Source organism: Bacteroides parvus, assembly GCF_017309675.2.
Classification (GTDB): Bacteria; Bacteroidota; Bacteroidia; order Bacteroidales; family Bacteroidaceae; genus Bacteroides; species Bacteroides uniformis.
This window is the reverse complement of the sequence record NZ_CP084680.1, coordinates 1,496,994-1,512,984: the sequence shown is the minus strand read 5'-3', so window position 1 is coordinate 1,512,984 and position 15,991 is coordinate 1,496,994. Positions and strand designations below refer to the sequence as shown.

The 15,991-nt window shown below is 45.6% G+C and carries 13 protein-coding genes and 4 tRNA genes; 6 read left to right on the top strand and 11 right to left on the bottom strand.

From position 1 onward, the window contains the following. Window positions 1–7: 7 nt before the first annotated feature. From secE to rpsU, 9 genes are all read right to left on the bottom strand, one after another. The gene (secE, locus tag JXR92_RS17565) at window positions 8–196 is read right to left on the bottom strand and encodes a preprotein translocase subunit SecE (protein WP_005825726.1); all 189 of its coding nucleotides are present in this window, start codon (window positions 194–196) and stop codon (window positions 8–10) included. Window positions 197–210: 14 nt separating this feature from the next. Next, a tRNA-Trp gene (locus JXR92_RS05915) sits at window positions 211–283 on the bottom strand. Between the two features lie 56 nt (window positions 284–339). Beyond that, window positions 340–1,524, bottom strand: coding sequence for an elongation factor Tu (gene tuf, locus JXR92_RS05910; RefSeq protein ID WP_117601000.1), 1,185 nt, complete (start codon window positions 1,522–1,524; stop codon window positions 340–342). A gap of 50 nt (window positions 1,525–1,574) precedes the next feature. Next, window positions 1,575–1,646 (bottom strand) — tRNA-Thr (locus JXR92_RS05905). A gap of 17 nt (window positions 1,647–1,663) precedes the next feature. Continuing rightward, window positions 1,664–1,746: transfer RNA gene (locus tag JXR92_RS05900), tRNA-Tyr, on the bottom strand. Window positions 1,747–1,870: 124 nt separating this feature from the next. Next, window positions 1,871–1,944, bottom strand: a tRNA-Thr gene (locus tag JXR92_RS05895). A gap of 93 nt (window positions 1,945–2,037) precedes the next feature. Next, window positions 2,038–2,337, bottom strand: coding sequence for a ribosome hibernation-promoting factor, HPF/YfiA family (hpf, locus tag JXR92_RS05890; RefSeq protein WP_005825731.1), 300 nt, complete (start codon window positions 2,335–2,337; stop codon window positions 2,038–2,040). Between the two features lie 18 nt (window positions 2,338–2,355). Then, complete coding sequence (locus JXR92_RS05885) at window positions 2,356–3,240, bottom strand: tyrosine recombinase XerC (protein WP_117966499.1); 885 nt, start codon at window positions 3,238–3,240, stop codon at window positions 2,356–2,358. Window positions 3,241–3,313: 73 nt separating this feature from the next. Beyond that, window positions 3,314–3,505, bottom strand: a complete 192-nt coding sequence (gene rpsU, locus JXR92_RS05880) for a 30S ribosomal protein S21 (RefSeq protein WP_005825735.1) — start codon at window positions 3,503–3,505, stop codon at window positions 3,314–3,316. A 279-nt stretch (window positions 3,506–3,784) separates the two neighbouring features. On the opposite strand from rpsU, the gene JXR92_RS05875 reads away from it, so the two are divergent. Together JXR92_RS05875 and JXR92_RS05870 are read left to right on the top strand one after the other, a co-directional pair. Then, the gene (locus JXR92_RS05875) at window positions 3,785–5,578 is read left to right on the top strand and encodes an aminopeptidase P family protein (RefSeq protein ID WP_117600997.1); all 1,794 of its coding nucleotides are present in this window, start codon (window positions 3,785–3,787) and stop codon (window positions 5,576–5,578) included. A gap of 3 nt (window positions 5,579–5,581) precedes the next feature. Further along, window positions 5,582–6,094: a gamma carbonic anhydrase family protein gene (locus tag JXR92_RS05870; RefSeq protein WP_117600996.1), complete on the top strand. Its 513-nt coding sequence runs from the start codon at window positions 5,582–5,584 to the stop codon at window positions 6,092–6,094. A gap of 89 nt (window positions 6,095–6,183) precedes the next feature. On the opposite strand, the gene JXR92_RS05865 is transcribed toward JXR92_RS05870, so the two are convergent. Together JXR92_RS05865 and gltX are read right to left on the bottom strand one after the other, a co-directional pair. Further along, window positions 6,184–7,404 carry a 3-deoxy-D-manno-octulosonic acid transferase gene (locus JXR92_RS05865; protein WP_117600995.1) on the bottom strand — a complete coding sequence of 407 codons (1,221 nt, stop codon included), beginning with the start codon at window positions 7,402–7,404 and terminating at the stop codon, window positions 6,184–6,186. 31 nt (window positions 7,405–7,435) lie between these two features. Beyond that, entirely contained in the window at window positions 7,436–8,962 is a 1,527-nt protein-coding gene (gene gltX, locus JXR92_RS05860; protein ID WP_138346239.1) for a glutamate--tRNA ligase, read from the bottom strand. 97 nt (window positions 8,963–9,059) lie between these two features. Between gltX and JXR92_RS05855 the strand changes: the two genes are divergently transcribed. The 4 genes from JXR92_RS05855 (at window position 9,060) to JXR92_RS05840 (ending at window position 15,939) form a co-directional block, all read left to right on the top strand. Continuing rightward, entirely contained in the window at window positions 9,060–11,120 is a 2,061-nt protein-coding gene (locus JXR92_RS05855) for an HD family phosphohydrolase (RefSeq protein ID WP_117600993.1), read from the top strand. Window positions 11,121–11,125: 5 nt separating this feature from the next. Beyond that, window positions 11,126–11,899: a YdbT family protein gene (locus JXR92_RS05850; protein WP_138346240.1), complete on the top strand. Its 774-nt coding sequence runs from the start codon at window positions 11,126–11,128 to the stop codon at window positions 11,897–11,899. Between the two features lie 133 nt (window positions 11,900–12,032). Then, entirely contained in the window at window positions 12,033–12,986 is a 954-nt protein-coding gene (locus JXR92_RS05845; RefSeq protein ID WP_117600991.1) for a tyrosine-type recombinase/integrase, read from the top strand. Between the two features lie 364 nt (window positions 12,987–13,350). Next, on the top strand, window positions 13,351–15,939 hold the full coding sequence (locus JXR92_RS05840) for a PL29 family lyase N-terminal domain-containing protein (RefSeq protein ID WP_226791298.1): 2,589 nt from the start codon (window positions 13,351–13,353) through the stop codon (window positions 15,937–15,939). Window positions 15,940–15,991 lie beyond the last annotated feature (52 nt).

Here is a 15,991-nt window from a genome sequence, read left to right as displayed (position 1 = left end):
CTTACTTTTAATGTGGATAAACAAATTCCATCAGATGCTGGAAACAGAAGTCCATCGCAAATACTACCACTGCAATTAGTAGGGAAGCATATAAAACAACTACTGCACTGTTAGTAAGTTCAGAATACGTAGGCCACGACACTTTATGAACAAGTTCGTCGTAAGTTTCTTTAAAATAAGCTACAATCTTCTTCATTTCAAAAATATTAGCACGGGAGGAGAGGCTCGAACTCCCGACACCCGGTTTTGGAGACCGGTGCTCTACCAACTGAGCTACTCCCGTTTGTACATAATCAGTTCCCGATGTATACCGGGAACTGATTAAGATTATATTGGTTATTAGTCAAGAATTTCAGTAATCTGACCAGAACCTACCGTACGACCACCTTCACGGATAGCGAAACGCAAACCTACGTTCAATGCTACCGGGTAGATCAGTTCTACAGTGATTTCTACGTTATCACCAGGCATTACCATTTCAGTTCCTTCCGGAAGAGTGATTTCACCTGTACAGTCCATAGTACGCAGATAGAACTGAGGACGGTATTTATTGTGGAACGGAGTGTGACGACCACCTTCTTCTTTCTTCAAAACGTAGATAGAAGCTTTGAACTTAGAGTGAGGTTTAATCTGACCGGGCTTACAAAGAACCATACCACGTTTGATTTCGTTCTTGTCGATACCGCGGAGCAACAGACCTACGTTGTCACCAGCTTCACCCTGATCCAGCAACTTGCGGAACATTTCAACACCAGTTACAACTGACTTCTTGTCTTCACCCAAACCAAGGATTTCAACTTCGTCACCTACATGGATAACACCAGCTTCGATACGACCAGTAGCTACAGTACCACGACCAGTGATTGAGAATACGTCTTCAACCGGCATCAAGAACGGTTTATCAACATCACGCGGAGGCAGAGGAATCCAAGTATCACAAGCTTCCATCAGCTCCATAACCTTCTCTTCCCACTTTTCAACGCCATTCAACGCACCAAGAGCAGAGCCCTGGATAAACGGAGTGTTGTCGCCATCGAATTCGTAAGCTGAAAGCAGTTCACGCATTTCCATTTCAACGAGCTCCAACATTTCAGCGTCGTCTACCATATCACACTTGTTCATGAATACAACCAGTCTCGGTACGTTTACCTGACGAGCCAACAAGATGTGCTCACGAGTCTGAGGCATCGGACCATCAGTAGCAGCAACTACGATGATAGCACCGTCCATCTGAGCAGCACCAGTTACCATGTTCTTTACGTAGTCAGCGTGACCCGGGCAGTCTACGTGAGCGTAGTGACGGTTAGCTGTTTCATACTCTACGTGAGAAGTATTGATAGTGATACCTCTTTCTTTTTCTTCAGGAGCGTTATCGATAGAATCGAAAGAACGCAGTTCAGAAAGACCTTTCTTTGCCAACACTGTAGTGATAGCAGCTGTCAACGTGGTTTTACCGTGGTCAACGTGACCAATTGTACCAATGTTTACGTGCGGTTTGGTACGTTCGAATTTCTCTTTAGCCATAGCTTTACTTGTTATTTATTTGATTAATAATCAGCTTTTACATTTTTGTGAGCTGTTACCGGGACTTGAACCCGGGACCTCTTCCTTACCAAGGAAGTGCTCTACCGCTGAGCTATAACAGCAAGGAGAATAAGAGTTGTGGGCAAAGATGGATTCGAACCACCGAAGGCGTAAGCCAGCAGATTTACAGTCTGCCCCATTTGGCCACTCTGGTATTTGCCCCTACATTATAAAAAGAACTCTTTTCCTTACTAAATCATCGCAGAGTAAACTTTACCCGAACGATTTCCGTTTTCATATCACCTCCACCTCGTGAAGAAAGACTTATTCCACTCATCCTTGAGCGAGCCTCTTGTCGGATTCGAACCAACGACCCCGAGATTACAAATCACGTGCTCTGGCCAACTGAGCTAAAGAGGCAAGCTAAAAAATGCAACCGTAACGTTCATAGCGTGAGCGAAACGGCTGCAAATTTAGACATTTATTTTTTACCCGCAAAATTTTAGCGGAAAATTATTTGCTCCGTTGCTTTTCCTTGTACTTAACCAGCTGTTTTTCCAAAGCTTCCAGACATAAATCTACCGCTTCTTCAAACGTATCACAAACCTTGTTTGCATAAAACTCGCCATTGGGAACCAACACTTTCACTCCGGCTTCTTTATTTTCGGCTGTTTCTGGTTTTACTACCTTTAATGACACCTCTACTTTCTTTATATCGTCGTAAAATTTCTCCAACTTAGCAACTTTCTTTTGAACGAAAGACTGCAATTGCTCTGACGCATCAAAGTGAATCGATTGAATTCTTACTTCCATACTTACCTCCTTTTTACTTTAGGCTCGGGGATGAGCCTGATTATACACTTTTTTAAGCTCTTCAAAAGTAGTATGCGTATAAATTTCCGTTGTCGCCAGACTCTCGTGCCCGAGGAGTTCTTTTATCGAACCTAAATCAGCACCATTGTTCAGCATAGCCGTTGCAAAGGTGTGCCTCAGCACGTGGGGACTTCTTTTTTTTACAGTCACTACCTTCGAAAGGTTTCGTTTCACAAGGCATGCTACGATACCGCGGTAAAGCCTCTTTCCATTCTTCCGGATAAAAAAAGCATCCGAGCGAACCGGAACAGCCTCATTCCGCACATTGACATATTCCCTCATCGAGCGCCCCAGCTCCTCATCAAAAGGTATAAGACGCTGCTTATTCCGCTTTCCTGTCACTTTAACGAGAGAAGCCGAAAAATCAATATCTTTGTCATCCAACCCTATCAATTCTGAAAGTCGCATGCCGGTAGCATAGAACATTTCAACAATCATATGGTCGCGACACCCTTCAAAACCTTCACCAAAATCCATATCATCCAGCAACCTATCCATCTCACCTTCTCTCAGAAATACTGGAAGCGGTTTTTTCTTTTTGGGCCCCGTAACTTTTCGTAACGGATCTACCGCAACCTCACCTCTCCTCAAAAGGAATTTATAATATGTCCGGATAGAGCTCAGCTTTCGGTTTATCGTATTAGAAGCAAGTCCTTTGTCCATCAAGGAAGCAATCCATTCACGAACAAGTTCTGCATCTACATCCGATGGAGTCAAGTCCCCCCACATTTCTTCTCCAAACCTCTGCAGTTCAAGAATATCTGTCCGATAGTACTCAATCGTACCTTTGGAATAGTTCCGCTCGTACAGAAGATAGTCAAGAAAAGAATCTGTCAACAACATATCGCTACATATCTAAAATCATGCAACGAATGTATGAAAAAGAATTCAATAATTCAAAGGAATTTACGAATTATTAATCTTCTACTTGCTGAAGTTGTTGAACGTAAACAGCACGTTCTTTCTTAAGTCTTTTAGTCACAGACGGTTTATCGAACTGTTGTCTGCGTCTCAATTCCTTAACTGTGCCAGTTTTTTCAAACTTTCTTTTGAATTTCTTCAGCGCTTTTTCAATGTTTTCGCCTTCTTTTACAGGTACTACAATCATTTTCTTTTAATTAAATGTTAATGGTTTAAAAATCTCACGATCAAATTGAGCGGCAAAATTACACATACTTTCTTTATTCACAAAACTTTCTGCAAAAAAATTACCCATAATTCCTAATTATCAAACGAATGAGCAGAGGGAAAGATGTTTTTATTGAGCCAATCCGCTAAAATCCGTGAAGCATGGCAATTTTTTAAAAGAGAATGTGTAACTTTGAAAGCAGAGAATGGAGAGATTATAAACTCATTTACACGCCTACTTAATTACATTTATAAAAATATGGCTCAGACAATCAATCAACGTATAGATGCTTTACGGGCATTGTTAAAAAGAGAAGGCATAGACGCTTTCATTATCCCCAGTACCGACCCGCACCTAAGCGAGTACGTAGCACCGTACTGGAAATCAAGAGAATGGATATCAGGTTTTACCGGTTCGGCAGGCACGGTGGTGATTACCACCGACAAGGCGGGGCTGTGGACAGATTCCCGCTATTTTCTCCAAGCCGAGCAGCAGCTGGAAGGCAGCGGCATCGACTTATACAAGGAAATGTTGCCCGAAACGCCCAGCATCCTCGATTTCCTGCGGGAGAACCTTACAGCGAATTCAGTTGTAGGTATAGACGGAAAGGTATTTTCCACCACACAAGCCATAGCCCTGCAAGAGGATTTGGCAAAAAACGACATCACCATAAAGAGCATTGCCGACCCGATGAATGAGATATGGACAGACCGCCCTCCCATGCCCGAAGCACCCGCCTTTATCCACGAGATGAAATACGCCGGGAAAAGCTGCCCGGACAAACTGGCTGATATCCGCCGGGAAATGAAGAAAAGCGAAGCAGACGTATTATTGGTGTCGGCATTGGACGAGATAGCATGGGCACTCAACATACGCGGCAACGATGTGCATTGCAACCCCGTAGTAGTGAGCTATCTGATAATCAACGAACAAGAAACACACTTTTTCATCCAGCCCGAGAAAGTAACGGAAGAGCTTTCAGCCTATCTGGAAGAAGCCGGCGTCACCATCCACGCTTATGAGGACACCGAATCCTTTGTGACAAAAATACCGGACGGCAGCATCATGCTCGACATGGGAAGGACGAATTATGCCGTTTATTCTGCCCTCCCCCCTTCCTGCCGGGTACTTGACGAGCGCTCACCGATAGCCTTGCTGAAAGCAGTCCGCAATGACCGGGAAATAGCCGGCATCCACGCAGCCATGCAACGCGACGGAGTGGCACTGGTGAAATTCCTGAAATGGCTGGAGGAGGCCGTTCCCGCAGGCAACGAGACAGAAATCAGCGTAGACAAGAAACTACACGAATTCCGTGCCGCACAGCCACTCTACATGGGGGAAAGCTTCGACACCATTGCCGGGTACAAGGAGCATGGAGCCATTGTACACTACGAAGCCACTCCGGAAACGGACGTGCCACTGAAACCCGAGGGATTCCTGCTCCTGGACTCGGGTGCGCAATACCTGGACGGCACTACCGACATCACCCGCACCATCGCACTGGGGGAACTGACCGAAGAAGAGAAGACGGACTACACCCTGATACTGAAAGGACATATCAACCTTGCCATGGCTGTCTTCCCGGAAGGTACGCGAGGAGCGCAACTGGATGTACTGGCCCGCATGCCGATATGGCAGCACCACATGAACTTCCTGCATGGTACCGGACACGGCGTAGGTCATTTCCTCAATGTGCACGAAGGTCCGCAAAGCATCCGTATGAACGAGAATCCGGTAACCCTCCGGCCGGGAATGGTCACTTCCAACGAACCGGGCGTCTATAAAGCCGGAAGTCATGGAATACGCACAGAAAACCTGATGCTGACCGTGAAGGACCGTGAAGGCATGTTCGGAAATTACCTGAAATTCGAAACCATTACCCTCTGCCCCATCTGCAAGAAAGGTATCATCAAAGAGATGCTGACGGCAGAGGAAACGGCATGGCTGGACAACTATCACCAGCATGTATACGAGAAACTTTCGCCAAGCCTGAACGAAGAAGAACGGGAATGGCTGAAGGAAGCATGCAGTAACCTAACTACTAATCACTAAAAAATGGCATTAATAAAATCAGTAAGAGGATTCACTCCCGAAATCGGGGAGAATTGTTTTTTGGCGGACAATGCGGTTATCATTGGTGACGTCAAGATGGGACGGGATTGCAGCATCTGGTTCAGCACCGTGCTGCGAGGTGACGTAAATTCAATCCGCATAGGAAACGGAGTAAACATCCAGGATGGAAGCGTACTCCATACCTTGTACGAGAAATCGACCATAGAGATAGGAGACCACGTATCCGTGGGGCACAACGTGACCATCCACGGAGCTGCCATCAAGGACTATGCTTTGGTAGGGATGGGTTCCACCATCCTTGACCACGCAGTAGTGGGCGAAGGGGCCATTGTCGCCGCCGGTTCCCTGGTATTGAGTAATACGGTCATCGAGCCGGGAAGCATTTGGGGAGGAGTCCCCGCCAAGTTCATCAAGAAAGTGGACCCGAAGCAGGCCAAGGAGCTGAACCAGAAGATTGCACACAACTATCTGATGTATTCCGACTGGTACAAATAAAGGGAGGCAAGGCCCCCCTAAAAAACAGGGCGATAAAGGGATGCCATTCCATCACCTTTATCGCCCTATCGTTATCACTCTTTACTCTTCTAAAAGTTTATCATACTCATTATCTTATCCGTCGCACCGGCATTGCTGGTCACATAATTGCTTGCATTCATGCCTGATTCGCGCAAAAAGACTTCATCTGTCAGCATACGGTCGAGCAAAGTTTTCAGCTCCTCATAATCCTTCACCGAGAAAGCGCCTTTTGTCTCCAGCAACTGGATGGCCTCCTGAAATTTCTGATACTTCGGTCCGAAAATCACCGGAATGCCATAAACTGCAGCCTCAAGGGTATTGTGGATTCCCACTCCGAAACCACCTCCGATATAGGCAATCTCGCCATAGCGGTAAATGGAAGAGAGCAGCCCGAAGCAATCAATAATCAGGCAATCGGCCTTACGGACATTCTTCTCGTTGGCACGGGTATAGCGCACATAAGGGCGTTTCAGTTTACGGATAATCTCTACCAGATGGTTCTCGTCGATGACATGCGGAGCGATAATCAACTTCACCTCCGGATGCTGATTGAAGTATTCAATAAATAAATCCTCGTCCGGCTGCCAAGAGCTTCCTGCCACAAAAGTCATCGTATTGTTCTTGAAAAGCTCCACCAAAGGCAGACGCTTAGCTTCCTCACAAATCTGCAGCACACGGTCAAAACGGGTATCCCCCACCACCGTGACACGGCTGATGCCTATCTTCGCCAGATAGCGTTTGGAGCGTTCATTCTGCACAAACAAATGGTCGAAGTCGCGCAGCACATGTCTGTACGTACCGCCATACCACTTGAAAAATACTTGCCCGCGACGGAAAATGGAGGAAATGCTGTACACCGGAATACGACGCTTATGCAGTTCGTCCAGATAGTTCTTCCAGAACTCGTACTTGATGAAGAATGCCATGCAGGGATTCACGATATCCAGGAACTTCTTCACATTTCGAGGCTTGTCGAAAGGCAGGTAGCAGACAACGTCTGCCCCCCTATAATTCTTGCGGACCTCATAGCCCGACGGCGAGAAGAAAGTCAGCAGAATACCGTAATCCGGATATTTGGCACGAATTTTCTCAATCAACGGCCGTCCCTGCTCGAACTCCCCCAAAGAAGCGGCATGGAACCATATATAGCGCACGTCCTTCTCCAACTGCTGCCGGAGAAGTTCATAAACCACCCAGTGTCCCTTCATCATCTTTCGGGGCTTACGGCTAAATGGAGCAGCCAGATGCACCAGAATATCGTAGATGGCTATTGCCAAGTCATATAGCATACTATATGGATTAAGGATGAAGAAGATTTATTCACTTTAAAGCATCAACAGCACGCTGTATACGGACCAACGTCTCTTCCTTGCCAATCAGCTCGGTAATGTCGAACATGTGCGGACCTTTACACTCGCCCACCACTGACAAGCGGAAGGCATTCATCACATTTCCCATGTGATAGCCACGCTCGGTAATCCAGCCAATCACAATATCTTCGGAAGGCTTGGAGGAGAAATCCCCGATACCGCGCAGCACATCCATCAATTCAGCCATGATGCGGGGAGTATCTTCCGACCAACGTTTCTTCACATCCTTTGCCGCATATTCCGTGGGAGCTACGAAGAAGAAACGGGTCTGGTCCCACAGTTCCTTTACGAAGTTGACGCGTCCCTTCACCAGTGAAATCACTTTCGTAAGGAACTCGTCGCTATAGTTGGAGGCATCTATGCCGTTAGACTCCAGCACCGGCCTGAAAAGACAAGCTATCTCCGCATCCGGTTTCATCATGATGTACTCATGGTTGAACCAGATACCTTTCTTATAGTCGAATTTGGCACCCGACTTGCTACAATGGCTCAAATCAAACAATTTCACCAATTCATCCATAGACATCAGTTCCTGGTCATTGCCCGGATTCCAGCCCAGCAGAGCCAGGAAATTAATGACCGCTTCGGGCAGATAACCAGATTCGCGGTAACCTGAAGAGACATCTCCCGACTTGGGGTCATGCCACTCCAACGGGAAAACCGGGAAGCCCAGACGGTCGCCGTCACGCTTACTCAATTTGCCGTTACCCTCGGGCTTCAGCAACAAGGGCAAATGCGCAAAGGCAGGCATGGTATCCTCCCACCCAAAGGCACGGTAGAGCAATACATGCAACGGTGCGGAAGGCAACCATTCCTCACCACGTATCACATGGGACACTTCCATCAAATGGTCGTCCACAATATTGGCCAGATGGTAAGTAGGTAGTTCATCTGCCGATTTATAAAGAACCTTGTCATCAAGAATGGAAGAGTTTATCACCACTTCCCCACGAATCAAGTCGTTCACATGCACATCTTCGTTCGGCTCTATCTTGAAACGCACCACGTACTGCTTACCGGCAGCAATCAGCGCGTCTACCTCTTCTTTAGGAAGGGCCAGTGAATTGCACATCTGCATGCGGGTAGAAGCATCGTACTGGAAATTCGCAATCTCCGCACGCTTTACTTCCAGCTCCTCAGGAGTATCGAAAGCGATGTAGGCTTTTCCGGCCTCCAGCAGAATCTGAACATACTTCTTGTATATTTCCCGACGTTCCGACTGACGGTACGGGCCATGGTCTCCACCGAAACTCACGCCCTCGTCAAACGGGATGCCCAACCACTTGAAAGACTCCAGGATATATTCTTCCGCACCCGGTACAAACCGGTTGGAATCAGTATCTTCAATACGAAATATCAAATCTCCTCCATGCTGACGCGCAAAGAGATAATTGTATAAAGCTGTACGCACACCGCCGATGTGCAACGCCCCCGTAGGACTCGGGGCAAAACGGACTCTGACCTTTCTTTCTGTCATAATCTACCTTACTTATGAATATTTTAGACGGCAAAATTAAACCTTTTTTTCCACACTAATGTTTTTTTTTGTACTTTTCGCAAAAATTTCAGCCGATATGAGTTATTTCAATACCCAAAAAGAGTTCTCACTCAGAGATTTGCTATACAGAGCACTGATATTCATCGGCACTGTGGGGATTATTGTCTATTTTCTGCCACGTGACGGTAAATTCAACTACCAGTTCGACATTGACAAGCCCTGGAAGTACGGACAGCTCATGGCCACCTTCGACTTCCCCATCTATAAGGCCGACGAAGTGGTGAAACGCGAGCAGGACAGTATCCTCGCCGCCTTCCAGCCGTATTTCCAGCTGGACAAAAGCATTGAGAAAAGTGTGCTCGCCAAGTTGAAGGCAGACTATCAGACCCACCTGCGCGGCCTGCTCCCCTCCACCGACTACGTCCGCTTTCTGGAAAGGAAACTCTCTGAAGTATATCGCGCCGGCATCGTTTCCACCGAAGAGTTGAACCAACTGCATAAGGACAGCACAACCGCCATCATGGTCATTAACGACAAACTGGCCAACCAGCAGGACATCAACAAGGTATATTCGGTGAAGGATGCCTATAACTATATACTCACGGCCGATACCGCCCACTACCGCCCGGACATTCTACGGCAATGCTCGCTGAACGAATATCTGTTTCCTAATCTAACCTATGACGAGCAGCGGACAGAGACCGCCAAGAAGGAGATGCTCGACAACTATTCATGGGCCAACGGCATCGTACTGAGCGGACAGAAAATCATCGACCGCGGCGAGATTGTCAGCCAGGAGACATACAACATCCTTGAAAGTCTACGGAAAGAATCCATCAAACGCAGTGAGTCCATCGGGCAAAAACGGTTGATGCTGGCGGGGCAGGTACTGTTTGCCAGTATCTTCATGCTGTGTTTCATGCTCTACCTCGACTTGTTCCGTAAAGATTACTACAAGCGCAAGGGCAGCCTCTCCCTGCTCTTCGCCCTCATCATGTTCTATTGCGTGGTGACGGCCATCATGGTTGCCAACAACATATTCAATGTCTATATCATCCCGTATGCCATGCTGCCGGTCATCATCCGGGTGTTCCTCGACTCACGCACGGCCTTCATCGCACAAGTCACCACCATACTGATATGCTCCATCTGCCTGCGCTATCCGCATGAATTCATTCTTCTGCAACTCTCGGCGGGACTGGTTGCCATCTTCAGTCTGAGGGAGCTTTCACAACGGTCGCAACTGTTCCGAACAGCCTTCCTCGTCATATTGACCTACGCTGCCGTCTACTTTGCTTTTGAGCTGATTACAGAAAACGACTTGACAAAAATCAACGGAAGCATGTACACCTATTTCGTCATCAACGGAGTGTTGCTGCTGTTCACCTATCCCCTGCTCTTCCTGGTGGAAAAGACGTTCGGCTTTACCTCCAATGTCACCCTGGTCGAATTGTCCAACATCAATAACAGCCTGCTGCGCCGCATGTCCGAGACAGTTCCCGGCACCTTCCAGCATTCCATGCAGGTTGCCAACCTTGCGGCAGAAGCGGCCAACCGCATCGGAGCCAAAAGCCAGCTGGTACGTACCGGAGCGCTGTATCATGACATCGGCAAGATGGAGAATCCGGTGTTCTTCACCGAGAATCAGTCGGGCGGAGTCAATCCGCACAAGAATCTGGGCTATGAGCAAAGTGCCCAAGTCGTCATCAGCCATGTGACGGACGGGCTGAAGCTGGCCGAGAAGAACAATCTCCCCAAAGTAATCAAGGATTTCATCACCACTCACCATGGTCGTGGAAAAACGAAGTATTTCTATATCTCCTGGAAAAACGAACACCCCGGTGAAGCCCCCAACGAGGAGGCATTCACTTACCCCGGTCCCAACCCGTTCACCAAAGAGCAGGCTATCCTGATGATGGCCGATTCGGTGGAAGCCGCTTCACGCAGTCTGCCCGAATATACGGAAGAGAGCATCAGCAACCTGGTAGACAAGATTATCGATTCGCAAGTGGCAGAAGGCTATTTCAAGGAATGCCCCATCACCTTCAAGGATATCGCCACCGTGAAGAACGTATTCAAGGAGAAGCTGAAGACTATATACCATACCCGCATCAGTTATCCCGAACTTAAAAAATAAGAACTATGGAAGTGACCAGTAAAGAACAGAAAAGAGCCGAACAACTGCTGCAAAGCCAGCACATCGGACTGCACCAAATCAAGAGTTTCAGTTTCATGAAGCGTTACCACCAGGTTCCCCGCAAAAGCAACCTGGCTGCAAAAGACAAATACGGTCCGGGCATACTGACTTTACATCTAAAGGAAGGGAAAGAAAAAGCAATCTATCTGCCTCCTTTCCGTCACCCTTCCTCGGTCATCCGCTACCTAGTCTCCCAAGAAATCCCCTTCGACAACTACGCACCGAGGGAACGGACAGCCGCAAAGATTCCCACAGAAACATACCAGCGCCCGTCACTCTATATGTTCTGGTTCTTTGTCTTATTCCTAGTGTCCCTTATCTTGGGATATTATTCCGTCAGTGGCAACGTATGGTGGGGCTTCATCCCGGCTATCATTTCGTTTGCATTAAGTCTTTTTTTCATCAGCATGCTGATGACCCGCTTCTGTTACCTGACGCTGGACAATGACGGCCTCATCATACACAGCGTAGGCAGGAACATCCGCTATCCGTACCAAAACCTAAGAAAAGTAAACTTCGACTTTGCCCGCGAACAGAATTTCACGCACGTCATGGAATTGTTGGACAACGATTACCGCTATCGTCTGTTTTATACCGGAAGGGTTTCGAGGAAAAAGCTGAATGAGATTACCGAACGCCTGCAACAAGCCGGAGTGGATGCCACTTGCAGCCTAAACGACAACAAACGGTTCTTCCAGGATACGTATATCAGCCACTAAACAGACGTTAGCCAACAAATAAGCTGCCGGATACGGCATCATTCCCGTTTCGCAGATTTCAGAATGATGCCTTTGCACTTGCTCTCAATTTATTTATAATTGCAGGATAAACCTTTTTATAAATAATTTGAAAATGAGCAGAAATGAAATTACCTTACAAGAGATGTTCTCCTCAGTCATTGGGGAACTCCGGGAAAGCGGCAGGTGGGGAACAGCACACATCTACCAGTCAACGGTGAATGTATTCTCGGTATTCGCCAAATGGCAACCGATGCCCATGCGCAAGCTGAGCCCGACCGTACTGAAGAGATTCGAAAACTACCTCAGACAGAGGAATTGTAGTTGGAACACGGTGTCCACCTATATTAAAGCAATACGCTCGGTTTACAACCGGACAGTGGACAGAAAACTGGTGCGATATGTACCCAGACTGTTTGAACATGTATATACCGGTACACGGACAGATAGGAAGAAAGCGCTCGAAGCTTCCGACATAGGCTCTTTGGTGCGAGAGACAGAGATGAACCTGCAGGCCGGTAATTCTCCCAACACCCGACAGAAAACAAAAATTTTCTTTGTATTGATGTTTATGCTAAGAGGGATTCCTTTTGTAGACCTAGCGTATCTGCACAAAAGGGACTTACAAGGAAACACCTTGTCTTATAGGCGCAGGAAGACGGGACGGGCACTAACCGTGTCACTCACACCCGAAGCCATGCAGATGGTGAGAATAATAGCAAACAAGGACAAGGACTCTCCTTATTTATTCCCCATATTACAAAGTGAGGAAGGCACAGAAGCGGCATACCGGGAATACCAGTCGGCACTCAGGGCATTCAACCAACGTTTGGCAGTGCTCAGGCAGTGTCTGGGAATGCAGTCGGCACTCAGTAGTTATGCCGCGAGACATACTTGGGCCACCATGGCTTACCACTGCGAGATACATCCCGGAATCATATCAGAAGCCATGGGGCACTCCTCCATCACAGTGACGGAAACCTATCTGAAGCCTTTCAGCAACAGAAAGATTGACGAAGCCAATCAGAAGGTAATTTCTTTTGTAAAAAACGAAGGATATCCAGTATAAAAGAGATTACTTCTTTTGAGGAAGTAGAGCAAACTTGTTGTTTCTTTTTTATAATCTTCAAACAAAGTTTTGAGGAACGGATTGATATCGACTTTACAAAAAAATTCCCAACGTAAGCAATAAACTGAAAGATAGAAGCTTTGATTGAAAATTAGGCACTTTTTCACTTCATAATTTCTATTGTAGCTTTTCTATGATGTTGGGGATTAAGACTATATATTATCTTTCCAATATCCTAACGGACTGATTTTTACTATTCTGAACAAAATCAGCCTATTCCCTCCTTATTCCCTGATTATTAACGAAATTAACAAGATTTCATTACCTGCGAAGTAACGGAAAAAATCATGTAATCAACAGCTATGTGAAAGGGAATGAAAATGAGAGATTATTCACTTTTTTATTTTTTAAATTTATAAATTTAAAGTTTTCAATTATGAACAAGAAGTTTCTAAGTGTGATCCTGTTCAGTGCCTTAATGGTTGGTACTGCAGGAACTTTCACGTCTTGTAAGGACTATGATGATGACATCGACAACTTACAAGAACAGATTACCTCTAACAAAGATGCTATTGCTGCTTTAGAGAGTCAAATCAAAAGCGGCGAATGGGTGTCCGGCGTGACATCTACTGACAATGGTATTGTTGTTACTTTGGGTAATGGAACCAGCTACACTATTACCAATGGTGAAGCAGGTAAAGACGGTGTGACTCCGAAAATTGCAGTGAACAATGACAAAATCCAAGTAAGCTATGACAATGGCACTACTTGGATTGACCTTATTTCACTGGAAGACTTGAAGGGTGAAGCAGGTGATGCTGCTGAGACTCCGATTTTCTCTGTAGGAGAAGACGGCCACATCTATGTACAATATGGCAAGGATGGCGAGAAGCAAGACTTGGGTGTTTCTACAGGTGGTATCTACTATGTAGAAGATGGTGCTAAGTTGACTATCCATATCCCGAATAAAGAAGGTGTTTACGAAGATATCGTATTGCCGAGAGCTGCTGCTATTTCCAGCATTAAAGCTGTTACTGTAACAGAAGCAGATGATAATGCTACAATTGCTGAAGGTGCAACTGTTAATTTGGTATACGGTGTAGCTGCAGATAAAGGTGAATACTTTGATGGTACTCCGTTTGCTAAAGGTGACATCTTGTTGCCTACTAAAGAAGCTAATGGCGTACTTAACGCTCAAGTAAATCCAACAATTGCAGATGCAACGGTTTATAAATTCCAATTGGTTGACTCTAAAGGATTCTCTATCTTTAATTTGAACGCAGCTGTTCCCAATATGACAGAAAAACCTTTGTCAAGAGCTGCTACAGCCAATAAGGGTATCTATAATATGGCTATTTCTTTTGCAGCTGGTGTTACTACTGAGCAAATTGATAAGGTTAAGGGGCAAGCTTTTGCTATTGCAACAAAAGATGCTTATGACAACGAAGTACTGTCTGCTTATGATGTAACGGCTACTGCAACAAAGGCTGGTGCCTCTAGTTTGACAGTTAAAAAAGCAACAGTAGAAGCAGAAATCAATCAAGATTTTGACTTGAGTGCCTGCGTTGATATGGAGAATGTCATTGATGTGAAATATTTCATCGATACAGACCAGACAGCCGCTGCTGATGCTGCTAAGGCTAAGATTACAGGAACTAATATTAAGGGCGAAGTTGCTGGTAAGACAGTTGTAGTGAGTGTTAAGTATTTGACTGCTACAGGTAAAGTTGACCCTACTGCTACTAAGAAGATTTCCGTTAAGTTTATCAATCCTGCTATTGAAAATGCCTTTACTCAAGAATTGGTATTGAAAGCCGATAATAGTAAGAATGTATTGGTATTCGATTTAACTAGCTTGTTTGATAATACTACTACTGATCTTAGCTCTTATAAGATTGAGGTTGGTAATGCCAAATTTACTGTAGATGTCAAGGATGCTAATGGCACAGTGGTATTTGCAAAGGGTACTGAAGCGGAAGCTATAACAACAACGGGCAAAATTGTATCTGGCAATGCTACGGAAAAACCAAACGGTTATTACAAGCACACTTTGACTTACTCAGTAGATAATACAAAGGTGGTCCCTGGAACCTACGAAGCCGAAGTAACTTATGGTTCAAGCCCGAAGAATACAGTTAAGCTGACTTTGATTGTAAAAGAAGATGCTACTTCTTATGATTTCAAACCGCTGCCTCTGTACTTCAATGGTAACGCTGCTGTAGCTTATGGTACTCCTGTTGATGATAAGATCAATTACAACTTGAAGGGGCTGTTTGGTGTAGAAGACTGGACAAATGTTACATTCTCAGAAACAGTTCCTGCAGAGTATGAAAAAGACGGTGTTAAATGGACTGCTAATAAGTGGATTGTTGATGCTGAAGCTGCCAACTCCGGTGACATCATTGTAGATAAGGTGGCTGCTAAAACCGACGATAAGACTGGTAACTTCGGTGGTGCTTACGAACCTCGTTCATTGAAGGCTATTTACACTCCGTATGGTAATACTTACTTGACAACTGTAAAATATGAATTTACCTTGACCATCAAGTCTGCTGTATTCGAAGGTACACTTGATTATGTGAAGTATGATACAAAAGCCAAGAAGTATGTGGCAGGTACTCCTAAAGAAATTTCAGTTGCTGACGAAGAAGCAAAAATAACTTTGAAGGGAGATGAAATCCGTGGTGTTACTAAGACTAATGTAGAATATTTCGGAAATAGCGAAGCTGACAAATTTACTAAAGCTGGTGTAGATAATGTTTCTATAGCTTTGGATGACACAGCTAAGAAGTATTTGAACATAAGTGCAGCTAATTTCACAAATGAGATTACACTCACTCCGATTGCCGATGTTACTGCTCCTGCTACTACACTGACTTGCAACATCGTAGTAAGTGTTGTTGATGAATGGGGTAAGACTAAGACTGTCAATGTACCTGTAGTACTGAAATAAGCCGAAACAAGTTACTTCTCTTAATCTGAGAAGTCCTTGATACAATATGAAT